General features: G+C 59.8%; 20 protein-coding genes, 1 tRNA gene, 2 pseudogenes and 1 riboswitch. Of the genes and pseudogenes, 12 read left to right on the forward strand and 11 right to left on the reverse strand.

Annotated elements, in window-relative coordinates:
* Positions 1-112: 112 nt before the first annotated feature.
* Together FHX09_RS14700 and FHX09_RS14705 are read left to right on the forward strand one after the other, a co-directional pair.
* Entirely contained in the window at positions 113-454 is a 342-nt protein-coding gene (locus tag FHX09_RS14700) for a hypothetical protein (protein WP_184450289.1), read from the forward strand.
* A 29-nt stretch (positions 455-483) separates the two neighbouring features.
* Positions 484-960: an HD domain-containing protein gene (locus FHX09_RS14705; RefSeq protein WP_007796246.1), complete on the forward strand. Its 477-nt coding sequence runs from the start codon at positions 484-486 to the stop codon at positions 958-960.
* A 284-nt stretch (positions 961-1,244) separates the two neighbouring features.
* Here the strand turns inward: FHX09_RS14705 and FHX09_RS14710 are convergent, their stop codons facing one another.
* Entirely contained in the window at positions 1,245-1,934 is a 690-nt protein-coding gene (locus tag FHX09_RS14710; RefSeq protein WP_132592542.1) for a glutathione S-transferase family protein, read from the reverse strand.
* Positions 1,935-2,236: 302 nt separating this feature from the next.
* Between FHX09_RS14710 and FHX09_RS14715 the strand changes: the two genes are divergently transcribed.
* The 4 genes and pseudogenes from FHX09_RS14715 to FHX09_RS14730 all read left to right on the forward strand — a co-directional run bounded on the left by FHX09_RS14715 (position 2,237) and on the right by FHX09_RS14730 (position 5,817).
* Positions 2,237-3,250 carry an AraC family transcriptional regulator gene (locus tag FHX09_RS14715; protein ID WP_184450279.1) on the forward strand — a complete coding sequence of 338 codons (1,014 nt, stop codon included), beginning with the start codon at positions 2,237-2,239 and terminating at the stop codon, positions 3,248-3,250.
* A 318-nt stretch (positions 3,251-3,568) separates the two neighbouring features.
* A pseudogene (locus FHX09_RS14720) lies at positions 3,569-3,983 on the forward strand (IS21 family transposase); the annotation flags it as partial.
* A 62-nt stretch (positions 3,984-4,045) separates the two neighbouring features.
* Positions 4,046-4,567: a hypothetical protein gene (locus FHX09_RS14725; protein WP_184450281.1), complete on the forward strand. Its 522-nt coding sequence runs from the start codon at positions 4,046-4,048 to the stop codon at positions 4,565-4,567.
* A gap of 189 nt (positions 4,568-4,756) precedes the next feature.
* Positions 4,757-5,817 (forward strand): annotated as a pseudogene (locus FHX09_RS14730) (site-specific integrase).
* 65 nt (positions 5,818-5,882) lie between these two features.
* Here FHX09_RS14730 and FHX09_RS14735 read toward each other — a convergent pair.
* Positions 5,883-5,956, reverse strand: a tRNA-Gly gene (locus FHX09_RS14735).
* 264 nt (positions 5,957-6,220) lie between these two features.
* On the opposite strand from FHX09_RS14735, the gene FHX09_RS14740 reads away from it, so the two are divergent.
* The 3 genes from FHX09_RS14740 (at position 6,221) to FHX09_RS14750 (ending at position 11,108) form a co-directional block, all read left to right on the forward strand.
* Complete coding sequence (locus tag FHX09_RS14740) at positions 6,221-7,606, forward strand: HlyD family efflux transporter periplasmic adaptor subunit (RefSeq protein ID WP_132592548.1); 1,386 nt, start codon at positions 6,221-6,223, stop codon at positions 7,604-7,606.
* A 185-nt stretch (positions 7,607-7,791) separates the two neighbouring features.
* Positions 7,792-8,952, forward strand: a complete 1,161-nt coding sequence (locus tag FHX09_RS14745) for a hypothetical protein (RefSeq protein ID WP_245505514.1) — start codon at positions 7,792-7,794, stop codon at positions 8,950-8,952.
* A complete protein-coding gene (locus tag FHX09_RS14750) occupies positions 8,937-11,108 on the forward strand; it encodes a cellulose synthase catalytic subunit (RefSeq protein ID WP_184450285.1) in 2,172 nt (723 codons plus the stop codon). The genes FHX09_RS14745 and FHX09_RS14750 overlap by 16 nt, the downstream gene beginning before the upstream one ends.
* Positions 11,109-11,126: 18 nt before the next feature.
* Here FHX09_RS14750 and FHX09_RS14755 read toward each other — a convergent pair whose 3' ends face one another.
* Positions 11,127-12,221 (reverse strand): 2'-deoxycytidine 5'-triphosphate deaminase, encoded by a 1,095-nt coding sequence (locus FHX09_RS14755; RefSeq protein ID WP_007796236.1) that lies wholly within the window; start codon positions 12,219-12,221, stop codon positions 11,127-11,129.
* 72 nt (positions 12,222-12,293) lie between these two features.
* Positions 12,294-12,372: riboswitch (SAM riboswitch) on the forward strand.
* Between the two features lie 44 nt (positions 12,373-12,416).
* Between FHX09_RS14755 and FHX09_RS14760 the strand changes: the two genes are divergently transcribed.
* Both FHX09_RS14760 and apaG read left to right on the forward strand, forming a co-directional pair.
* Positions 12,417-13,601: an O-succinylhomoserine sulfhydrylase gene (locus tag FHX09_RS14760; RefSeq protein ID WP_183723194.1), complete on the forward strand. Its 1,185-nt coding sequence runs from the start codon at positions 12,417-12,419 to the stop codon at positions 13,599-13,601.
* Positions 13,602-13,802: 201 nt separating this feature from the next.
* Complete coding sequence (gene apaG / locus FHX09_RS14765) at positions 13,803-14,195, forward strand: Co2+/Mg2+ efflux protein ApaG (protein ID WP_007796230.1); 393 nt, start codon at positions 13,803-13,805, stop codon at positions 14,193-14,195.
* Here the strand turns inward: apaG and FHX09_RS14770 are convergent, their stop codons facing one another.
* From FHX09_RS14770 to FHX09_RS14780, 3 genes are all read right to left on the reverse strand, one after another.
* Positions 14,196-15,191 carry an Hsp33 family molecular chaperone gene (locus FHX09_RS14770; protein ID WP_132592556.1) on the reverse strand — a complete coding sequence of 332 codons (996 nt, stop codon included), beginning with the start codon at positions 15,189-15,191 and terminating at the stop codon, positions 14,196-14,198.
* Positions 15,192-15,283: 92 nt separating this feature from the next.
* Positions 15,284-16,201 carry an ornithine carbamoyltransferase gene (gene argF / locus FHX09_RS14775; protein WP_007796225.1) on the reverse strand — a complete coding sequence of 306 codons (918 nt, stop codon included), beginning with the start codon at positions 16,199-16,201 and terminating at the stop codon, positions 15,284-15,286.
* Positions 16,202-16,243: 42 nt separating this feature from the next.
* Positions 16,244-17,440: an aspartate aminotransferase family protein gene (locus FHX09_RS14780; RefSeq protein WP_132592558.1), complete on the reverse strand. Its 1,197-nt coding sequence runs from the start codon at positions 17,438-17,440 to the stop codon at positions 16,244-16,246.
* A gap of 428 nt (positions 17,441-17,868) precedes the next feature.
* Here FHX09_RS14780 and FHX09_RS14785 point away from each other — a divergent pair, with 428 nt between their 5' ends.
* Entirely contained in the window at positions 17,869-18,402 is a 534-nt protein-coding gene (locus FHX09_RS14785) for a GcrA family cell cycle regulator (protein WP_007796222.1), read from the forward strand.
* A 97-nt stretch (positions 18,403-18,499) separates the two neighbouring features.
* Here the strand turns inward: FHX09_RS14785 and phoB are convergent, their stop codons facing one another.
* From phoB to pstC, 5 genes are read right to left on the reverse strand one after another with little or no spacing between them, the layout of a single operon-like run.
* Positions 18,500-19,183 carry a phosphate regulon transcriptional regulator PhoB gene (phoB, locus tag FHX09_RS14790; protein WP_007529789.1) on the reverse strand — a complete coding sequence of 228 codons (684 nt, stop codon included), beginning with the start codon at positions 19,181-19,183 and terminating at the stop codon, positions 18,500-18,502.
* A gap of 36 nt (positions 19,184-19,219) precedes the next feature.
* Positions 19,220-19,933, reverse strand: a complete 714-nt coding sequence (gene phoU / locus FHX09_RS14795; RefSeq protein WP_007796220.1) for a phosphate signaling complex protein PhoU — start codon at positions 19,931-19,933, stop codon at positions 19,220-19,222.
* Between the two features lie 43 nt (positions 19,934-19,976).
* Positions 19,977-20,792, reverse strand: coding sequence for a phosphate ABC transporter ATP-binding protein PstB (pstB, locus tag FHX09_RS14800; RefSeq protein WP_007796217.1), 816 nt, complete (start codon positions 20,790-20,792; stop codon positions 19,977-19,979).
* Between the two features lie 14 nt (positions 20,793-20,806).
* The gene (pstA, locus tag FHX09_RS14805) at positions 20,807-22,129 is read right to left on the reverse strand and encodes a phosphate ABC transporter permease PstA (RefSeq protein WP_132592560.1); all 1,323 of its coding nucleotides are present in this window, start codon (positions 22,127-22,129) and stop codon (positions 20,807-20,809) included.
* The gene (gene pstC / locus FHX09_RS14810) at positions 22,126-23,607 is read right to left on the reverse strand and encodes a phosphate ABC transporter permease subunit PstC (protein ID WP_132592562.1); all 1,482 of its coding nucleotides are present in this window, start codon (positions 23,605-23,607) and stop codon (positions 22,126-22,128) included. Before pstC ends, pstA begins: the two co-directional genes overlap by 4 nt.
* Positions 23,608-23,679: the final 72 nt, after the last annotated feature.

The following is a 23,679-nucleotide window of genomic DNA, read 5'->3' on the forward strand; positions in this document are numbered from 1 at the left end:
TCTTGGATGTTCCGACCGTTAATTGCGCGGAGGAGTCCGATCTGCTGGCCTCCCCGATCAACAGGCGGAGGCGACGCACTTGCGAAACGGCCCGGTTCTATCCTCGCTTCTCATGTCTCCTGCCGCCGCATTCGGGCAGTCGACGGATCTTGAAGCAACCTGTCGATCAGTCGCCAAAGGCCTTTTCATGATGGAGAAGCTTGCCGTCGGAACTGTTCAGTCCTTTCCGGAACTGAAGCCGCCGGGCATGAGGATGACCTATTCCACTCGACAAGCTACTGCGCCCGCCGACCTGACCGAGACATTCGAATGCGAGTTCGACAAGACCGACAAGCCGCATCACCTCGTGAGGTTCTGCGTATCCAGCACGTGCTATTTGCCGAACGAGGCCGACGGCGACCGGAAGCGCCGTTTTGACGAGGCGCGAATTCTGCTGGAGCGGTCAGAAAAATGACGCTCCGGCTAGCTCGGAGGAAAGAAGGCATGACCGCGGGCCAACGAGAATGGATCAATGAACACGACGATCAGCCGGCCGCAGTCCTCCTGCATGCGGTGAAGATCGCGTTCAAGGCGCACGCGGAACAGACCGACAAAGCCGGCGGGCCGTATTTCCTACATTGCAAACGAGTGGCGGATGCTGTCGAGGGTGAAGAGGAGCGCGTTGTCGCGTTCCTGCATGACGTTGTCGAAAAAGGACCTGGTTGGACTCTGGATCGCTTGCGGGACGAAGGTTTCAGTTCGGCGGTCATCGAGGCTATCGACGCACTGACCAGACGACCCAAGGAAGGTGATGACGAGTTCGTCATGCGGGCCCTGAGAAACGCGCTCGCCCGTCCGGTCAAGGTCGCCGATCTCAAGGACAATCTCGCGCAGGCCGAGAAGATTGGATCGGACCCAGGCAAGTATGAGAAAGGACTGAAAATCGTCGCGCAAATGTACAATCATCCCGCCGGAACCTGATCAATCGGCGGTGGTGACACGAGTCTCGTGACTGGGTGACTGGCTCCAGTTGGATCGCACCAAATCGTGCTGTCCGCAAGCGGGCAGTTCCAAGCATCATTAGACCGCTGAGCGCCGCCAATACCGGACCTAGGCTCGCCTGCAATGGATGACCGAACTGGGCCCGTGAGCGGACGAGCGTCTTGCGGTCAAACTTGTGGGAAAGCGGCCGTTCAAATGGGAAACTCTAGGCGCGGATTTGCGCGAGTCGGTATTCTCCGCACCCGAGAGTGAACATGCAAAAGCTATGCGGCACGGGCCGCAGCTTGCGCTATCAATGCTTCGTCCTTGGTCACGCCCCCTTTGAAAGCGTCTCTGGTTACCAGTTTTCCGACATAGTCGATAAACGCCTGGCGCGGCTCCAGCGTCTGGAGACCAAGGCCCCAGCCAATATGGGAGCCGACGTAGATATCCGCGGCGGTGAACCTGTCTCCCGCAATGAAGGGATGTGCCTGGACCGCGCGCTCCAATTCACGCAGCGTCCGCTCATAGCTGCCATAACCGAAGAAAAACTCCTGCTCCGGCGCCGGCACGAATTTGGCGCGATGATTGGTGACGGCCTGTTCGATAGGACCGGCGGCGAAAAACATCCAGCGATAATAGTCGGCGCGCTCTTCCGGAGTAGGCGCAAGGCCGGCTTTCGGAAAGGTCTCCGCGAGGTATGCGATGATCGCGGCGCTCTCGGTCACGGTGCGGCCATCGTGCACGATCGCGGGCACCTTGCCCATTGGATTGACCTCAGTGAAGAATCGGACCCGCTCGTCATTGGGATCGCTGGACACCGGCCGTTCAAGAGCCGCACCACCCCACTCATCAAAGGCGCTGGTCTTTTGATAGTCGATGACTACTGTCTCGTAAGGCTGGCCTACCTCCTCCAGCATCCAGCGCACAATACGCCCGCGCGAGTTCGGATTGGTGTAAAATTTGAGTGTCATGTTCAATCTCCTGATGGATGGGCGATGCCGGGTTCTGCATCGGCGCCTCAGGAGCAGAAAATAAGGACGGAGGGCGCCTATGCACTAGCAGACGGCGCCAGTAGACTTGTGAAAGGCGCCAAATGCAGTGCTGTATTCGCCAGACACTGTGACCACTGCCTCCGTCCCCGAGAGCCAGACATGCATCAAAGAGGTAGTTGCCGGTGCGCGATCTGGGTGGTGGCGATATGCCCTGCGCGACAAGCTGTGCCTGTGGATCGCTTCGCCATCTGTGATCTCCAACTGAAGCTAACGAAATAGCCATGACCAAAGTGCCTTCTGACCGATGCAAATTGCCGAGGCCATTCTGGCAGTCGCTAGAACACCTGGGACTGCGGCCTTCGGCGGTCCTGCGACTGGCCAGGCTTCCTGCGACGCTCCATCTCGACAGCTCCGCCATCATTAGCACCCCGCAGCTTTTCGCGATCTGGAAAGCCATCGAGGCGCTCTCCGAAGACCCGGCCTTCAGCATCAGGATGGTGAGTGAGACCGGCACCGCCAATCACAAACTTGCATTTCTGGTGGCGTCCTACGCTGCCGACTTTCGAGACGGCATGGCGCGGATCGCCCGCTTCAACCGCCTGTGCAGCCCTGACCGCCTTTGTTTCGAGGAGCGCGACGGCAAAGTGTTTGTGACGATCGAGTGGCCTGCGGGCACAGAACCGGAGCCGCCCCTGTCGGTAGACGCAAGCTTTGCCCTTTTGCTGGAACTCGGCCGACGCGGCACTGGCCGTCACCTGCGGCCAATCTCGCTGGAGGTGCGGCGGCCAAAGCCGGGATCGGACAGGCATGGCATTTTCTTCGACTGCCCGATCCATTTCGCTGCAAAACGCGATCACATGGTGCTGAATGCGGCGGATCTCGACCTGCCATTTCCCGGGCATAACCCCGAACTGCTCAAGATGCTGACCCCGGCGCTAGCGAACGCCGTGCGCGAGATTGAGGCGCAGGCGACACTCGGTGAACTGGTGAAAGGAGCATTGAAGCGCGCCATGGCCAGTGGCCGCCCGGATATTGCAGCCGTGGCGCACGCACTGGGGTTGAGCGAACGCACCCTGCAGCGGCGAATTAACGAGGAAGGCACGACATTCCGTACGCTTCTGACCGAAGCTAGACAGGAACTCGGTGCCCAGCTTCTCTCCGATCCCTCGATTGACACGGAAGAAGTGGCCTACCTGCTCGGATACCAGGACGCCAACTCGTTCTATCGTGCGTTCCGTGAGTGGGAAAACATGACGCCCGGCCACTGGCGTCGGATCATGTCTCCGTCGGCATGACTGCTTCCGGCGGCGTTTAAATAGAGTTCCACGACCGGGTTGAAGGCGCGTTGCGGACAACCCGGGTTTCGGCCCAGCCGGCGCGTACTTGACCCTCGCTTTCCTAATCTGAGGGTCACGCGTTCGAATCGCGTCGGGATCACCAATCTTTTCAAATAGATAAAGCGCATCTTTGGCCCGTATTCGTGCGCTGCAAATTCCGAGGCAATCCGCCCCCTGATTCCGAAATGATGTCGCCCCCCGGGTGTTCTGCTGGTGTGAAGTTTCTTCCTTCGACTGTGACGAGGAAGGAACGGGATGCCTGCGGAGAGACTGGAGATGCGGCGTGTCCGCAAGATATTGAGATATCGCTTCGAGCAAGGACTTGGCCACAAGTCGATTGCGGTGCGGGTTGGGGCTGCGCCCTCAACGGTGCGCGAGACGCTACGACGTGCGGCAGTTGCCGGGCTGACGTGGCCTCTGGGTGACGACGTCAGCGACGCAGTTCTGGAAGCGGCGCTTTACAAAGTGGCCGGGACAAAGACGGGGCACCGTCGCGCCCCTGAGCCGGACTGGGCGCAAGTCCATCGCGAGCTGAAGCGCAAGCATGTGACGTTGCAGATCCTCTGGGACGAATACATCAGCCGTCATCCTGATGGATATCGCTACAGTCGCTACTGTGACCTTTACCGCGGCTGGGCGCTGAAGCTGCCGGACGATGCGGCAGGATCATGCGGCCGGCGACAAGCTGTTTCACGATGCCTTGGGTTTCCATGTATACCGCCGCCCATGAGCCCGATCGCCAGGGAGGCATCCTTGGCTTCTAACGAAGACGCCAAGCGTCTCTCCGCGATACGTGCACGCTATGCCGAGGCCAGCACCAACTGGCAGCTAGGCAGCACCGGCACTGAGCTGATCGCCGTCATCGTGCCGAACACAAAGCCGGTCCACGTGGCGCAGTTGACCGTCGAGTGTGGCTACGTTGACCGCGACTTCCTGCTTCATGCCCATGACGATATACGTTTTCTCCTTGGACTGCTCCAGGATGCATTCAGTGAGATCCGGCGCTGGAAGCCTCGCCAGCAGCAACAGGCAGAGCATGTGCGTAAGAACGCCAATTACGCGGCCGAATGTGCGATGAGATCGAACGATCAGGTGTTCCGGCGCTTCCTGCTCGAAAAGAAGGGCGCGACCGAAGTCAGCGACGCCGTCCGCGTGGACTCCCATGTTCGATACCTTCTGAAAATCGATAGTCGCAACGAATTGAACACCGACGCCGGCGCCCGTAACCGGTGGTTAGACCTTCGCGCCGAATTTGATGCATGGACAGGAAGGTGAGCGATGGGACGTCGAGCCGTAATCAGGTCTACCGACATCACTACAACACTTGCTGCCCTCAAAGCGGAGGCATCGTTCCGCTGGCAATGGACACATTGCCAGATGGTGGCATGAGGTGGCATTTTGCGCCTCCGGGACAACCTGATGAGAGCGAGCTCGATCGGGAATTGAGGGAATTCGAAGAGCGTCATGGTCGAAATCGAGCTTGAGGGTATCCATACGGTGAAGTCGAAGGGCCGTGTCTACTATTATGCCTGGCGAGGCGCCCTGCCCTCAAAGGCTTTCCGGGCTCCTTCGAATTCATGAAATCCTACAACGAGGCAATCGCCGACAGACGGACGCCGGACGAAGGCAAATTCCTGTCGGTGATCACTCACTACAAGACCCACGAGTACGGAAAGCTCGCCGCTTCAACGAGGCGCGTTTGGTCACCATGGCTCGACCGGATAACAGAGCGCTTTGGCGGGCTTAGCATCGCGCAGTTTAATCGGCCCGAAAAAATCCGCCCTCACATCATTCGGTGGCGCAGAGAGTATTCCGAGACACCGCGAACGGCAGATTTCGCGCTGCAGGTTCTCTCACGGCTGCTATCTCATGCCGTCGATCCCATGGGTAAGATCGCTTCGAATCCGTGCGAAGGTATTAAACACCTATACAGTCAATCCAGGGCGGAAATCATTTGGACGGCCGACGACATCGCGCAGCTTAAAACCGAAGCCTCTGTCGAGGTTGCCCTTGCCGTTGACCTTGCGGCACATACCGGTCTGAGAGCGGGCGACTTGGTCCGATTGGCATGGTCGCACGTGGGGCGGGATGCCATTGTGATATCTACGGGCAAAAGCAGGCACCGCAAAGAAGCGGTCATTCCCCGCTACGATGCCCTCAATGAACTTCTAGACCGAATTCCGAAGCGCTCGCCCATCATTCTCACCAACAGCCGCAAGCGGCCTTGGACGCAAGACGGCCTCGCCAGCTCATTTTGGACCGCCAAGGTCGAGGCGCGGATGCAGGAGCGCGATCTGCACTTCCATGACCTGCGCGGCACAGCTGCGACCAACTTCTACACCGCCGGACTGTCAATCCGCGTCATAGCGGAAATCATGGGCTGGGAAGAAGACCAAGTGGAGAAGATTATTCGCCGTTATGTCAGCCGCGGGGCGGCGACGCGCGAGGCAATTCGTCAGCTTAAAGAGGCGCGCGAACATAAAAAAATCGGATCGAAAAGCACGAACGACGAACAGGCGCTGTAAAACTGCCTGTAAAACCACGGTTTGTTCCGCGGTCGAAATCCTTATCTAACTTGTTGAAAGGTTGCTGGAGCGGGTGAAGGGAATCGAACCCTCGTATTCAGCTTGGGAAGCTGCTGCTCTACCATTGAGCTACACCCGCATTAAAGCGAGACTTTCTACAGATGATCGCCGCTGTCAAGCGGCCAAACACTAATGATAGCAACAAGCATGTCAGATATTTGCAGCCTCCGCGCGGTTCGCGGAATGCATCTGCAACTGCGGATCAATACTTCTTTTTCATAATAAAATGCCGTTTACCGCAAATAACCTGAATGTTATAAGCGCCAACACAGACAAAAACAAAAGTTACTCTGGAAACGCCCTTCAATTCATCTGAATCATGACGATGTCAGGACTGAAGAAAATGAAGGACGCAACTGCAGGCATTGATCAACGCGATCACAGGATACTTTTAGTATCTCGAATCCTCGGCTACTCGTTCGCGTTTATGCTGGTTTTCATCATTGCGATGGCGATGATCCCTAATCAGTTTTTCATCGTTTCGACCCGCGCAGTCGTCAACGCTCCCGTACAAATGATTGCCTCGCCAATCTATGGCAGGGTAGACAAGATTTCGCTGCAAGTCGGGCAAGTCGTCGATCTCGGCGACGTGATGGCAACGGTTTCCAATCCCAATCAGGACCAAACGTCGTTGACGGGGCTTCGGCTCGAGAAGCTCGACTTGGCGGAGAAGCTCAACAATACGACGAGCGTTGTTGCCGAGCGCAAGGAGCAATTGGAGAAGGTCAAAGCCCAGATCACCAGCGTGAAGGACGGCGTGCTCAGTGAGCTAGCCGCGGTGACCGACAATTCAAAATCCACTGTCCAGACCTATGAGGCGCGCCTCAGCGAACAGGACGCGCTGCTGCAGCGGCAGCTGGTGCTCCTGAAAAAGGGCCTCGTCTCGGAAGCGAGTATCGAGCCACAGCGCCAGAAGCGGAATGCGGCCCAATATGAACTCGACGCAGCGAGAGGCGAACTGCGCCGCAACGAGATCGTCCGATCGCTTGTCAGCCGCGATATCTATACCGGGGGCACCGTTGCCGCCAACCTTCTGACGCTTGAGATGCAGCGATCGAAGCTTTCCGGCGATATCGCCGAAGACACCATCGAAATCAATCAGATGGCAGAGCGCAAGCTGCAGGTCGAAAACCTCATTGGACGCGAAGAGGGGCGCCTCGGCAAGACCGGCGCCGCAGACGTCGTGGCCGAGCGCCACGGCCAAATCGTCAGCGTGGACGCGTCCTTCGGTGATTTCGTCATGCAGGGACAGCCGGTCGCCAAATCGCTCGATTGCGATGACGCTTTTGCTGCCGCCGTCTATCGGAGCCGTGACGTAACTTCGCTTGAGATCGGCATGCCGGCGATGGTCAATTTCCGCAGCCTGGGGGTCAAGCGAAGCGCCCACATCTACAAGATCGTTCGATACTTCAATTCGGGTCCCGAGAATCGGTATTTTGCAAAATTCCCGGAAGCCGAAGGCCACGAAGTCTACGTACTGGTCAAGATGGATGAGCCGGCGGCGGACGAGGCGATGACGGCGCAGCGTAGCAATGACAAATTCTTCGGATGCCACGTCGGCGAAGACGTGATCGTTTCGCTCGGAGAGACGATGGTCTCGCGGGTGGCCCGGTATTCAAGGTTAGCCCTCAATACGATCTTTTCCCCCGGCAATATCCTCTCCGCCTCGACGCTATTCGACAAGACCGTCCGTCCACGCGCTGCGAGCGCCCAGACCGCAGCCCCATAACACCACGCCGATCTCAACCGTTGTATTGCGAGGCAGGAATGAAGCGTGCGAAGTGGTCAATACCAAACTTGCCGGTGCTTGCGTTCGCACTTGTTGGCATTGCGCTTTTCGTCTCTTCCGCAGAGGCTGATAATGAACAACGCAGGCAGTTGGCTTGCTCGCTTTGTGACGGCTTGGCCGCACAATTGAGCGGTGACCCGGAACAGCCTTTCATCTTTCGTAGCTTCGAGCCCGCGAACGGCGGCTCCGCCCTACACCCGGCTCTCGAAAATACGGGCTTTACCTACGACAATGCGGTCGCCTTGATGGCCCTCTACGGCTGCCAGCGAAAAAAGGAGGCGCGCCGGGTTGCCGACGCGCTTGTGGTCGCGCTGGAAACCGACCGTTACTACCACGACGGACGCCTTCGCAACGCATATCGGTCGGGACCGGTCATTCCGGGCAAGGAAGGGATGTTGCTGCCAGGTTACTGGAATGCGACCAGCAACTCCTGGATCGAGGACGGCTACCAGGTGGGCTCGGCGACGGGCAGCACCGCTTGGGGCGCGCTGGCGCTGCTGATGGCCTTTGAGGAAACAGACCAGCCGGCGTATCTCGACGCCGCCCGCAAGATCATGGACTGGATTCATCGAAGCACGGCAGATCCCCGCAACGTCGGCTACTTCGGCGGCTACTTCGGTCACGAGCCAGCGCCTGAGCGCATGACGTGGAAATCGACCGAGCATAACTTGGATGTCTATGCAGCGGACAGTTGGCTTGCCAGCCTCGACAGTGGTGGTGACTGGCAACATCGTGGCGACAGCGCCCTGCAGTTTCTGAAGGCCATGTGGAATGAAGGCGAAGGGCGCTTCTTTATTGGCAGCGCACCGGACAGCAACGCTCCGAATATCGCTATGTCGGGGCTCGACGCAGAGCTTTGGCCGCTGATTGCCGTTCCCGATTTCAAGGCCAAGGCCGGCCGTGTGATCGAGTGGACAGAAGTCCACCACGGCGTAGAAGGCGGCTTCGACTTCAATAGCGACCGCGACGGGATCTGGCTCGAAGGAACGGCACAGGCCGCACTCGTGCTTCGCCTTACCGGCCAACCGGCAAAGGCCGAGCCATTGTTCAAGACGATCGAAACTCAGCTCACGCCAGGCAACCTGATCTACGCGACGGTCAACGAACAGCTGTCGACCGGCCTTCAGGTAGGGCCGAACTCGGCGCCTGGCGACTTCAAGTATTACCGTTTGCCGCATATCGGCGCCACGGGCTGGGCCATCCTTGCCGCGCTCGATCTCAACCCCTTTGTCGGCAGCGCGGGCCAGACATCCAATGGCAAGGAGTCCCCATGTCCCCAGAAGTAGTCACGCTGTCAGATTCGATGCTGTTCGCGGCGTTGGCCATTGCGCTGATACTGGGATGCAGCTGGCTTCTCGACAGTCGCCGCGGTGTCGACCGGATTATCTTCGGTTCGATCCTCATCGTGATGTTGTCGAACTACCTATATTTTCGCCTCACGAAAACCTTGCCGGACTTCGAATGGAGCGCCTATGCCATCTGGCCAAGGATTTATCTGTCCTTCGAGCTCGTCGTCATCTTCTACACGGTCTTGTCGATCGTCTTCTTTTTCCGTCGAACCGACCATCACGGCGCGGCCGACGCCAGCGAGGCACTGCTGGCAAGACTTGCGCGACAGCCTGCCGTGGACATTTTCATCTGCACCTACAACGAAGAGCTATCGATTCTGGAGCGAACAATTCTTGCGGCAAAGGCAATCGACTACAGCAATTTCACGGTCTGGGTGCTGGACGACGGACGGCGAGATTGGCTGGAGGACTACTGCGCAGAGGTCGGTGTCCGCTATCTCAGGCGCGCGGACAATGCCGGCGCCAAGGGCGGCAATATCAACAACGCCATACGACAAACAGCGAAGGAGACCAACGCGCCCTTTATTCTGATTCTCGATGCGGATTTCGCGCCGCAGCGTGCGCTTCTGAACCGTACGGTGGGCCAGTTCATCAATACGGACATCGGCGTTATTCAGACACCGCAGTTTTATTACAACGCCGACCCTGTCCAGCATAACCTTTTGGCCTCGAAAGCTTGGGTCGATGACCAACGTATCTTCTTCGATGTCATGCAGCCGTCAAAGGATGGCTGGGGGGCCGCTTTCTGTGTCGGGACGTCGTGCGTCGTGCGTCGGGACGCCTTGGCGATGATCGGTGGCATGCCACAGGAGACGGTAACCGAGGATATCCACTTGACCTATCGCCTGCTTCAGAAGGGACTGAAGACACGCTGGCTGAACGAGCGCCTGAGCGTCGGCCTATCGGCGGAAAGCCTCTCCGGCTACATTACGCAGCGCTGCCGCTGGTGCCTTGGCACAATCCAGGTAGCGCTTCTTCGCGATGGCCCCTTCCTCGGCAAGGGCTTCACCTTCGTTCAGAGGATGCACTACTTCCACGGTCTGCTTTTCTGGTTCTGCCGCCCATTCATCCTGCTGCTGATGGCAGCACCGCTGCTCTACTACTTCCTCGGCCTGCCGGCCATCCGCATGGAGCCCGAGGCCTTCTTCCTCTACGCGCTGCCGATGGTCGCCGGCATGTGGGCATTCCACGCATGGGTCTCGGGCGGACGCAGCCTGCCGCTCTTTACCGAAGTGTCGCAAATGGTGTCAGCCGTGCCGATCACCATCGCCCTCTTCCATGCGCTTCTCCATCCATTCGGTCGCCCCTTCAAAGTGACGGCCAAGGGTGAGGACCGCGGGCGCGTCGAAATCATTTACCCGATTGCCGGGACATTCCTTTGCGTCATCGTCCTGACCTTTGTTGGGATGCTGAATGGACCGTTGCTTGGAACCTATAATGACCTCGACGGCTTCAGCGTGGCATGGGGCATGGTCGTGATGGTTTACGCTTTCGTATCACTGCTCGTCTGCATCGAACTTCCGAGAGAAGCGCTGGACGACATCCAGTTTCCCCTGGATCGCCAAGGGCATGCTGCCAGTCGCGGCAGATCCTCGGCTTGCACCCTCGATACAATATCGATCCACAAGGCAAGGATAACCATGCAGGATGAGGCCGCCTTCGCCGAAATGCGATTGGGCGATATTTTGATCTTTACGCCGTTCGCAGACTTCGATGTTGCCGGCCAGGTGACCGCGATGGACAGGGCTCGATCAGGCGTGTCAGTGTCCATCGTCGGTATCAGGGACCGGCGGGATGCCTGGGAAATCAAGAAAACGCCGGAGGAGGTTCGCCAGAAGATGGTACAGCGGATCTTCAGTGAAATGCCGGAAGTCATGCCAAGGCGTGCGTATCCGCTCGCGGCCGGAAGAGGACTCTGGAAGCGTATGTTCGCGCGCCCATCGGTCCTTGTCGGCGATCTGGAACAGCACACGGTCACGGCCCGAACTCAGCAGGGCTCAAGACGATCCTACAGGCCGCCTCCCTTCATCACACGTCGGACACCGCTCTTGCAAATCGGCAACAGGAACGTTGCCCCACCCCTGGCCGAATAATAGCGAACGCCAGGACGCTCAGATGCGGAAGTGCTTCGAGAGCTTCAGGCCCTGGGCTTGATAATTGGAGCCGAGGCCGGAGCCGTAGAGGCTTTCTGGGTGTTCCTGCATGTGTTCGTAGACCAGGCGGCCGACGATCTGGCCGTCCTCGAGGATGAAGGGGACCTCGTGGCTGCGGACCTCGAGCACGGCACGGCTGCCGCGGCCGCCGGCAGGTGCATGGCCGAAGCCGGGGTCGAAGAAGCCCGCATAGTGCACGCGGAATTCGCCGACCAGCGGATCGAAAGGAGTCATCTCGGCCGCATAATGCGGTGGCACATGGATGGCTTCGCGGGAGACCAGGATGTAAAACTCGTCCGGATCCAGGATCAGTTCGTTGCGGCCACGGCTATAGAGCGGCTCCCAGAAGTCATAGATGTCGTGTTGTGCTTTCTTGTCGACATCGACGACGGCGGTGTGGTGCTTGCCGCGGTAGCCGATCAGGCCGTCCTTGTCGCCGGCAAGGTCGATCGACAAGGCAATCCCGCCACCCGATACATTCGGCTGCTTGCTGGCAACCAGCGTTTCAGCATCGTGCAGCGCCAACAATTCGGGCTCGCCAAGCAAGGAGTGACCGACACGGAATCGGATCTGCGAGAGGCGCGAGCCGCGACGCACGACGATCGGGAAAGTGCGTGGGCTGATCTCGAGATAGAGGGGTCCAGAATAGCCGGTCGGGATCTTGTCGAACTCCTGGGCGTAGTCAGTGATGACGCGCGTGAAGATATCCAGTCGTCCCGTCGAGCTCTTCGGATTGGCCGAGGCCGACATATCGGCCGGCAGGTCGAGGCGCTCCATCAAGGGAACGATATAGACGCAGCCGGTTTCCAGCACGGCACCTTCGGAGAGGTCGACGACGTGAAGGCTCAGACGATCGAGCTTGTCGGACACGAGATGGGATGGGCCTGGCATGAAGCTCGCGCGAACGCGAAAAGCCTTGGCGCCGAGCCTGAGGTCAAGGCTTGCCGGCTGGATCTGGTCGTGATCCAAATCACGCTCGGAGCTGAGGCGCCCAGCCTCAAAAAGCGCGGCAATCGCGCGATCTGCCAAAATTCCTGTTACGCGAGCCATCATGCCCCATCCATATTTGTCGCAAACAAAACCAAACTCAAGGAATTGACGCAAGCATAGAACGGCAGTATTGCAGCTTTATCCCGTGGTGATTTGGCCGGTCGGCTTGCAGCCACGTTAAACAAGTGGCTAAAAGGACCGGGTGCAAAACCGGTCTGCTTTCGCGGCCGGTTTTTTGTTGTTTGAAAGTGGTGATTCATGAGCAAGACCTGGCGCCCGGCAACCCAACTCGTCCACGACGGTTCGCTGCGCTCGCAATATGGCGAGACCTCCGAAGCAATCTACCTCACGCAGGGCTTCGTCTATGAAAGCGCGGAAGCGGCAGAAGCACGCTTCAAGGGCGAGACAGAAGGCTATATCTACGCCCGTTACGGCAGCCCGACAAACGACATGTTCGAAAAGCGCATGTGCGCACTCGAAGGCGCCGAAGAAGCCCGCGCTACGGCATCCGGCATGGCAGCCGTTACCGCCGCAATCCTCTGCCAGGTGAAGGCCGGCGACCACATCGTTGCCGCCCGCGCGCTCTTCGGCTCGTGCCGCTGGGTCGTCGAGACGCTGGCGCCGAAATACGGTGTCGAGTGTACGCTGGTCGACGGCCGCTATCTGGAGAACTGGGAAAAGGCGATCCGCCCGAACACCAAGGTGTTCTTCCTGGAGAGCCCGACCAACCCGACGCTCGAGGTGATCGATATCGCCGGCGTCGCGAAGCTCGCCAACCAGATCGGCGCCAAGGTCGTCGTCGACAACGTCTTTGCGACCCCGATTTTCCAGAAGCCGCTTGAACTCGGCGCCCATATCGTCGTCTATTCGGCCACCAAGCACATCGACGGGCAAGGCCGCAGCCTCGGCGGCGTGATCCTGTCCGACCGGGAATGGATCAACGAGAACCTACAGGACTACTACCGTCACACCGGCCCGGCGATGTCGCCGTTCACAGCCTGGACGCTGCTGAAGGGGCTGGAGACCTTGCCGCTACGCGTCAAGCAGCAGACCGAAAATGCGTCGAAGATCGCCGACTTCCTGGCCAATCAGCCCAAGGTCGCCAAGGTCATCTATCCCGGCCGTAAGGACCATCCGCAGGCCGACATAGTCGCCAAGCAGATGAAGGGCGGCTCGACGCTCGTCGCCATCGAACTGAAGGGTGGCAAGGAAGCAGCCTTCGCGCTTCAGAACGCGCTTGATATCGTCAAGATCTCCAACAATCTGGGCGACGCCAAGAGCCTGATCACGCACCCGGCGACGACGACGCACAAGAACCTGACCGACGAAGCACGCGCTGAGCTCGGCATCTCCGGCGGCACCGTTCGTCTCTCCGCCGGCATCGAGGACACGGACGATCTGATCGAGGATTTCGCCCAGGCGCTCGCCAAAGTGAAGGCCTGATCGGCCCATATCGGCCGGGTCACCCTCCGATCCGGCCGACTACCATACGCGCTTCTGCCACACGCGAAACGGGCTAAAATTGGGCTTAGCGCGCGAAACCTCTTGCTATTGCAGGCATTAGGGAGGTGATCGCCTATCGGTTTATTGACGGATCGGCCGTCGTATAAGATACCGGTAACGTATGTTGACTATGGTGTAGGCATGTACCGCGCCCTTACACGAGACATTGAAGTCGTCGTCGAACCCTTTTATCTGGAGGAGCAATCCGATCCGGAGGACGATCGTTATGTCTGGGGCTACAAGATTGTCATCAGCAACAATTCCGACACGACCGTACGGCTAGTGAACCGCTACTGGAACATCACCGACCAGAACGGAATCGTCGATGAGGTGACGGGCGCCGGCGTTGTCGGCGAACAGCCGCGGCTTGCGCCGGGCGATACCTATGAGTATTCCTCGGGCTGCCCGCTGGATACGCCATCAGGGCTGATGTTCGGCCACTACCAGATGGAAACCGACGAAGGCGAGCTTTTCGATGTCGCAATACCCGCCTTCTCGCTGGATTCGCCAGGGCTGCTCAGAGTCCTGAACTGATCACCCAGCAGTCAGGGCCACCTCTTCCACTTCGAAGCGATAGGTCGTCGAGCAGAACTCGCAGGTGACCGAAATCGCGCCGTCTTCCTGGCTGGCATCGATTTCTTCGGCAGAGAAGCCCGTCAGCACGCCCTTGATCTTCTCGCGCGAACAGCTGCAGCGATCGAAGACCTCGCGCGGTTCGTAGACGCGAACGCCGCGCTCGTGGAACAGCCGGTAGAGCAGCCTCTCGGTGCCGACCTGCGGATCCGTCAACTCGTCGGCATCGATCGTGTCGACGAGCGAGCGGGCTTCCATCCAGGCATCGTCTTCCTTGTGGGAACCGCCGGCCGTGTCGCCGTCGCCGCCGTGAAGATCCGGCTGGCGCATGCGCTCCGGCGCTTCCGGCAGGAATTGGGCGACGAGACCCCCTGCCCGCCAGCGGTGACGCGGCTTGCCCGCTTCGTCGCGGTCGAAGAGCTCGGCAGCGGCAAGACGCACCCGCGTCGGGATCTGCTCCGATTGGCGAAAATAAGTGCCGGCAATCTCCTCGAGGGTGGCCCCGTCGAGCGCAACGATGCCCTGATAGGGCTGGGTGAATTTGCCCTGGTCAATCGTAAACGCCAGCATGCCCTTGCCGAGCAGCTGTTCAGGCTCGATCTGCCCGGTGGCGATGGCCTTGTCGAGGAGGCCCTGGTCGAAGCGTGCATAAGCACGCACGTTCTCGGGCGTCGAGAAATCGCAAACGAGCAGGTCCACCGGGCCGTCGCCTTTGGTCTGCACCGTGAACTTGCCGTCAAACTTCAGCGACGTGCCGAGCAGCACCGTCAGCACGACGACTTCGGCAAGAAGCCTCGCGACAGGCGCGGGATAACGATGACGCTCAAGGATCGCGTCCAGCATCGGCCCGAGCTGGACGGCGCGACCACGCACATCCAGGCCTTCGACCTGAAACGGAACGACGTGATCATCACCGGCGAAATTGAACTCGCCGAGGGCGGCTGCAGGGTCTGCCATAGTCTTCTCCTAGTCTGAGAGCGGCAGACGAGAGTGTCCATCCGCTCGCGCGGCCAACGAGCCTTCCGGCCAAACGTGACGTCCAGTATGGTTCAGATCGCGCCCAGGCACCAAGCAAGAATCGACTTCTGCGCGTGAAGACGGTTTTCCGCTTCATCGAAGACCACGGATTGCGGGCCGTCGATCACCTCGTCCGTGACTTCCTCGCCTCGATGGGCAGGCAGGCAATGCATGAACAATGCATCCTTGCCGGCCTGCGCCATCAAAGCCGAATTGACCTGATAAGGCTGGAAGACGTTGTGACCCCGGGCCCGATGTTCCTGATTCATGGAGACCCAGGTATCGGTCACCACGCAATCGACGCCAGCGACCGCACGGTCGGCATCATGGCAGAGCATGACTTCGGCGCCCTCATTGCGGGCCCAGTTCAGATAGTGATCCTTTGGCTCGGAACCAAGGGGGACCGCCATATTCATACGATAGCCGAAACGGGCAGCCCCTTCGACCAGCGAATGCAGCACGTTGTTGCCGTCACCGGTCCAGGCAATCGTCTTGCCTTTGATGGGTCCGCGATGCTCCTCGAAGGTCATGATGTCAGCCATGATCTGGCAGGGGTGCGTGTCGTCGGTCAGCGCGTTGATGACGGGAACGGTCGCATGCTCGGCCAGCTCCAGCATGCGGGCATGATCGGTGGTGCGGATCATGATCGCATCGACGTAGCGTGAGAGTACCTTCGCCGTGTCGCCGATGGTCTCGGCACGGCCAAGCTGCATTTCGGTGCCCGACAGGAATAGCGTCTCGCCGCCCAACTGGCGCATGCCGACATCGAAAGACACGCGGGTACGGGTCGAGGGCTTCTCGAAGATCATCGCCAGCATTTTGCCGGCGAGCGGCTTGTCACCCTGCCCGGCCTTGAAGGCCTGCTTGCGGGAGATGGCGTCATTCATGATGAGCCGCAGGTCGGATGACGCAACAGCGGAGAGATCGAGGAAGTGTTTGGGGGAAGCCATTGTCTTTACCTATCACGCCCGCCGTCCGGCAGGCATTATCCATTAAGCCGTCTTCTTGACCTTCGAAGCGCGCACGCTTTCGGCAGCGCGTTCTAGGCGGGCAAGGCCCTCACGGGCTTCGTCAGCAGTGACGACCAGAGGCGGCAGAAGACGAATAACGTTGTCGCCTGCGGGAACACCGAGCAGATGGGCGTCACGGATTGCCTGCAGCAGCTCGGAAGACGGCACGGCAGCCTTGACGCCGAGCAGCAGTCCCTCGCCGCGAACGTCCTCGATGATATCAGGATAGCGATCCTTGAGCGAGGCCAAGCCCTGACGGAAAACCAGCGAGACGTCGCGCACTTGCTGCAGGAAGCCGTCTGCGAGGATCACGTCGAGCACGGCACTGCCCACAGCCATGGCAAGCGGATTGCCGCCATAGGTGGAGCCATGTGTGCCAGCCTTCATACCGGAAGCGGCCTCAGCCGTGGCAAGGCAGGCGCCGAGCGGGAAGCCGCCGCCGATGCCCTTGGCGACTGCCATGATGTCGGGGGTGGCGCCGGACCATTCATGTGCAAAGAGCCTGCCGGTGCGACCCATGCCGGTCTGCACTTCGTCGAAGATCAGCAGCAAGCCGTGCTCATCGCAGATCGCACGAAGCGCCTTAAGGAACTCGCTGGCCGCCGCACGGACGCCACCCTCGCCCTGAACAGGCTCGATGAGGATTCCGGCCGTCTCGCTGGTGACGGCGCTGCGAACGGCATCGAGATCGCCGAACGGAACCTGATCGAAGCCGGGCGCCTTCGGGCCGAAGCCTTCGAGGTACTTCTCTTGGCCACCGGCAGCAATCGTCGCCAGCGTACGACCATGGAAGGCACCTTCAAAGGTGATGATATGAAACCGCTCGCAATGGCCCTTTGAGAACTGATAGCGGCGCGCGGTCTTGATCGCGCATTCCAGGGCTTCTGCGCCGGAGTTCGTAAAGAACACCTTGTCGGCGAAGGTCGCCTCGGTCAGCCGCTTCGCGAGCGTTTCCTGACCCGGGATTTCGTAGATATTGGACAGGTGCCAGACCTTGTCGGCCTGCTCTTTCAGCGCGCCTACCACATGCGGATGGCCGTGGCCGACGGAGGTGACGGCAACGCCTGCGCCGAAATCAAGATATCGCTCGCCCGTTTCGGTGATCAGCCATACGCCCTCGCCTCGCTCGAACCGCAGCGGGGCACGAGAGTAGGTATCGTAAAGCGCGGCTTCAGCCATGGCGCGATCTCCTGTCATTGACCACAAGCGGCCGGACTCCGGCTAAGGAAAGCGGGTCCGGAAAATTAAAAATGCCGCCTTTCGGCGGCGAGCAGCACTATTTACTTTTCGCACTGCAATGTCAACAAAACTGAGGTTTTCCTGCATGCGTCAAGCCGCCATCCGGAGGCGCTGGAGCTATCAACAACTAATGTTGCAGAAATGACTCTCTCGCCCAGCAAGTTGGGGAAAACTTGAAATTCGATTCGCCGAGATTCAACCGACTCTTGTCACAGACTCAGCCTCACACTAGGTTAAAACTCAATTACTAGACTGCATGCGGCGGAACTAGTCACCAAAATCGAGCAAGCGTTTCTTGCCTCGGATACGTCCGGGGCAATGGTGAGGGATTCTGCCTGCACCAACGCTAATAAGGCGGAGACAGGGGCATGAACTGGACAGACGAGCGCGTTGAAAAACTGAAGAAGCTGTGGTCCGAGGGCCTGAGCGCCAGCCAGATCGCAGCGCAACTTGGCGGTGTAAGCCGTAACGCCGTCATTGGCAAAGTCCACCGTTTGAGTTTGCCCGGCCGCGCCAAGGCCGGAGGCTCGACGACCACTGTCAGAACGCCCAAGCGCACGACATCCGCGCCGCGCGCTCCGAACTATGCATCTCGCGTCACCACGCGCACCGTCACCCGCCAGCAGGGTGCGACGATGCTCAAGGAAGAGATCGAAATCGATGCCATCGCGGAAATCAGCTACCGTCCGGCCGCAAACGTCGTCGTTCCGATTTCTCGCCGCCTCGGCCTGACGGAACTGACCGAGCGCACCTGCAAGTGGCCGGTCGGCGATCCGCTGAAGGACGACTTCCACTTCTGCGGCTGCGAATCCCCAGACTCCTCCCCTTACTGCACCTATCACCAGCGCATGGCCTATCAGCCGGTCAACGAGCGCCGCAAGGCCGCCAACCGGGTCGCCTGACCCGGAAGCCGGATAAGGAACAAAGAAAACGGGCCCTCGCGGGCCGCCTCGCGGGCCCGTTTTTCGTTGGACGGTGTGGATGCCTCTCAGGAGAGCTTTAGGCTTCCATGGAATAGCCGGCACCGCGAACGGTGCGGATGACATCCTGCATGTTGGAGAAGTTCAGCGCCTTGCGCAGACGCCCGACATGAACGTCGACGGTACGCTCGTCGACATAGATGTCATGACCCCAGACGCCGTCGAGCAGCTGGGAGCGCGAGAAGACACGGCCAGGGGATGCCATCAGGAACTCGAGAAGCCGGAATTCGGTCGGACCGAGACGGACTTCGCGGCTCTTGCGATGAACGCGGTGCGTCTCGCGGTCAAGCTCGATGTCGCCGCACTTCAGCAGCGTGGAAAGTACCTCCGGCTTGGCACGACGAAGCATCGCCTTGACGCGGGCGACGAGCTCCGGCGTCGAGAACGGCTTGACGACGTAGTCGTCGGCGCCGGTGGAGAGGCCGCGAACACGCTCACTCTCCTCGCCGCGAGCTGTCAGCATGATGATCGGCAGGCGCTCCGTTTCCGGCCGCATGCGCAGGCGACGGCAGAGCTCGATGCCTGATACGCCCGGCAGCATCCAATCGAGGATCAGAAGGTCCGGCGTGCGTTCCTGCAGCCGGATCTCGGCCTCGTCGCCGCGCAGGATTGTGTCGACCTCAAAGCCTTCAGCCTCAAGGTTATAGCGAAGAAGTACGCTCAGTGCTTCTTCATCTTCAACGACAGCTACTTTTGGTATCATTCGTTTCGGTCTCCTGGGGGCGCGGTCGCGGAACGATTATTCCGTAACGGCGCCGACGGTGTTGGCGGTATCGTCCTTCGGACGTTCGCCTTCCGGCTGAGCGCCGGTGGCCATGTAATAGATGGTTTCGGCAATGTTGGTGGCGTGGTCGCCGATACGCTCGATGTTCTTGGCGCAGAACAGAAGATGCGTGCAGCTGGTGATGTTGCGCGGATCTTCCATCATGTAGGTGAGCATCTCGCGGAACAGCGAGGTGTACATCGCGTCGATTTCCTCGTCGCGCTCACGGATCGACTTTGCCTTGTCGGCAGCACGGCTCGTATAGACGTCGAGCACTTCCTTGAGCTGGACAAGCGCCAGTTCGGAAAGGTGCTCGAGGCCGCGGGCGAGCTTGCGCGGCACGCCGGCGCTCTGGACCGCGATGACGCGCTTGGCGGTATTCTTGCCGAGATCGCCGACGCGCTCGAGATCGGCCGCAATGCGGATCGAACCCATGATCTCGCGAAGGTCGGCCGCCATCGGCTGGCGACGGGCGATGGTCACGATCGCCTTGTCCCCGATTTCGCGTTCAGCGTGGTCAAGGATCACGTCGTCGGAGATGACCTTCTGGGCCAGGGCCGTATCGCCGTTGACGAGAGCGCGAACGGCATCCGAAACCATCTGCTCGGCAAGGCCGCCCATTTCCGAAATACGGCGGGACAGGAATTTCAGATCGTCGTCGTAGGCAGAAAAGATATGTGTCGATGCCATAGGGCTCATCCTTGAGTATGGTGAGGGTTGCCGACGCCGGCGATCAACCGAAGCGACCCATGATGTAGTCCTGGGTGCGCGGATCGTCCGGGTTGGTGAACATCTTGTCGGTATCGTTCTCTTCGACGAGGTTGCCGAGGTGGAACATGGCCGTGCGCTGCGAAACACGGGCGGCCTGCTGCATCGAGTGCGTCACGATGACGATCGTGTAGTTCTCGCGAAGCTCGTGGATCAGTTCCTCGACCTTTGCCGTCGCAATCGGATCGAGTGCCGAGCATGGCTCGTCCATCAGGATCACTTCAGGGCTCACCGCAACAGCGCGGGCGATGCAAAGGCGCTGCTGCTGGCCTCCGGAAAGACCAGTGCCGGCTTCATGAACGCGATCCTTCACCTCGTTCCACAGGCCGGCGCGCTGCAGGCTGAGTTCGACGATCTGGTCCATGTCGGCCTTCGACTTGGCGAGACCGTGGATGCGCGGGCCGTAGGCGACGTTCTCGTAGATCGTCTTCGGGAACGGGTTCGGCTTCTGGAACACCATGCCGACGCGGGCACGGAGCTCCACGACGTCGATGTCAGGATCATAGATATCATCACCATCGAGCGTGATCTTGCCGGTGACGCGGCAACCGTCGATCGTGTCGTTCATACGATTCAGGCTGCGCAGGAAGGTAGACTTGCCGCAACCTGACGGGCCGATCAGCGCCGTCACCGTGTTTTCGCGAATGTTCAGCTTCACGTCGAAGAGCGCGCGCTTCTCGCCGTAGTAAACCGAGACGTCCTGGCCGATCATCTTATAGGGAACGGTATTCATCTTCTGATCCAGAGCCTTCTCAACTGCTGCTTCCGTCAACATGTTCATAATGTCTACTCCGTTTACCAGCGGCGCTCAAAGCGACGACGCAAGAGAATGGCTCCGAGGTTCATGACGATCAGGAACAGGAGCAGGACTATGATAGCGCCAGAGGTACGCTCGACGAAGGCGCGCTCGGCTTCGTTGGCCCACATGTAGACCTGCACCGGCAGAGCCGTCGACGGATCGAGCGGAGTGCTCGGTGCATTGGCCACGAAGGCGACCATGCCGATGAGGAGCAGCGGTGCGGTCTCGCCAAGCGCGTGCGCCAGGCCGATGATCGTGCCGGTGAGAATACCCGGCATGGCCAGCGGCAGCACATGATGGAACACCATCTGCATCTTCGAAGCGCCGAGGCCGAGAGCAGCCGCCCGGATCGACGGCGGCACTGCGCGAAGCGCTGCGCGGGTTGCGATGATAATCGTCGGCAAGGTCATCAGCGTCAGCACCAGACCGCCGACCAGCGATGCGGAACGCGGCAGGCCGGCGAAGTTGATGAAGACGGCGAGGCCGAGCAGACCATAGACGATCGAGGGAACGGCTGCGAGGTTGTTGATGTTGACCTCGATCAGGTCCGTCAGCTTGTTCTTCGGTGCAAATTCTTCGAGGTAGATCGAAGCGGCAACACCGATCGGCAGCGAAAGTACGAGCACGATCAACATCAGGTAAAGCGAGCCGATCAGGGCGACGCCGAGACCGGCGGCCTCGGGGCGGCTGGAGTTGCCGTTGACGAAGAGCCCGGTGTTGAACGTCTTGTGCAACGTCCCGCTTTCCGCCAGCTGGTTCATCCAGCCAACCTGCCTGTCGTTCACCTTGCGGTTCTTCTCGTCCACCTTCAGATCGATCTGACCCTTGTTGGCGGAGTCGATGTTGGCGTCGGCAAGCAGCGTCACATTGACCGTCTTGCCGATCAGCGATGGATCAGCGATGACCATGTCGCGCAACCGGATGGGCGCTCCCTTGGAAATCATCGCGGTCGCGTCACGGACCTCTGGACGGCTCGACGCATTGAGGTTCAGCGCCTTGATCATCGCGTCACGGATGAGCACGGGATAGTTGGCGGCAACCAGCACCGACGGATCGGTGGCGCGCTTGTTGTTCGGGTCGATCGTCTTCTCGCTGAACTCGATCGGCAGCGTGATCACCGTCTGCTGGAAGGCGGTGTAGCCCTTGCTGATGACGCTCGTGAGCAGGATCGCCAGAAAGATCAGGCCGAAGGAGATTGCCGCGACGCCATAGGCGCGGAAGCGGCGTTCGGCGGCATAGCGGCGCTTGAGGCCGATATCGCGGCGTTCGGGTGCCTTGGAGACAACGACACCCTCAACCGGAGAAACAATATCCGTCATTCGTACTGCTCCCGGTATTTGCGCACGATGTAGAGCGCGTAGATGTTGAGGCAAAGCGTGATGAAAAACAGCGTGATGCCCAAAGCAAAGGCAACAAGCGTCTGCGGCGACGTAAATTCGAGGTCGCCCGTCAGCTGGTTGACGATCTTGACCGTCACCGTCGTCATCGGCTCGAACGGGTTGATCTGGATGCGGGCGGCAACACCTGCCGCAAGCACGACGATCATCGTTTCACCGACGGCGCGCGAGGCGGTCATCAGCAGCGCGCCGACGATGCCGGGAAGCGCTGCGGGAAGCACGACCTTCTTGATCGTTTCCGAGCGCGTGGCGCCGAGACCGAGCGAACCATCCCGCAGGGCGCGCGGGACTGCGGTGATAATATCGTCAGACAGGGACGAAACATACGGGATCAGCATGATGCCCATGACGATACCGGCGGTCAGAACGCTCTGCGCCTGAATGAAGTTCGCATAGTTGCCGGTCAGGAGGCCGTTGACCTGCGAGGAAAGGTCGCGGAGGAAGGGGCCGACGGTGACAAGAGCGAAGAAGCCATAGACGATCGTCGGAATACCGGCGAGAACTTCGAGCAGCGGCTTTGCAATCGAGCGGACCTTGGGAGCGGCATACTCCGCCATGTAGATCGCGGCGAACAAGCCGACCGGCACCGCGACGAGCATCGCCACGAAGCCAATGTAGAGCGTGCCGAGCAACAGCGGGATCAGGCCGAATTGCCCGAAGGACGAGCTGCCGGCACCGGCAAAGCGCGGATCCCAGACCGTTCCGAAGAAGAAGTCTGCGGCAGGAACTGTCGCGAAGAAGTGGGCGGCTTCCGTCAGCATCGACAGAACGATACCGATCGTCGTCAGAATGGCGATCGACGACGCCAGAAGCAGGCCCCAAAGCATGACGCGTTCGACGCGGTTTCGCGCACGGAACCGCGGTGCGACTTCGCGAAGCGCATAAAATGCGCCAGCAACGGCAAGAACGAGAACCAGCGCCGTCATGACGAGGCGGCTGGAGCCGGATTCCGCGTTAAGCATCTGCGCCGCATCGATCATGTAGGGCTGTGGCTGACCGGCAAGCGGAACACCCTTCGCAGCAAGCTTTGCCTGGAGGCCAGCCGGATCGCTGGCAGCACCGCTGATCTCCTCCGGAGCGAGCAGCGGCAAGCCGCGCGCAATGGCGTTGACCATGCCGTAGTTCAAATTCTGCTGCGCAGCGGGCTGCGCCTTGATGTCGTCCGGAAACGATCCGCGGACGGAGGCTTCAATGATCGAAGGGCTGATTGCCAACCAGGCGCACAGCACGATCAGTGCCGGCAGGATTGTCCAGATCGCCGCATAGGCGCCATAGTAACCCGGTCGTGAATGCAACGCAGAGGACTTGCCTCCGACAAGTGCCGTAGCGCGGCTGCGGGCTGCCAGAAAGCCAGCGGCGCCCAGCACCGCGAGGCACAGGAGTATGACGGATGTGCTCATTCGTAAGGTCCCCAGGCCCTTTGACCCCAAAAAGCGGAAACGGCAGGCGGACCGATCCGGCTCTCAAACTTG

It is taken from the genome of Rhizobium sp. BK538, assembly GCF_014197575.1.
Taxonomy (GTDB): Bacteria; Pseudomonadota; Alphaproteobacteria; order Rhizobiales; family Rhizobiaceae; genus Rhizobium.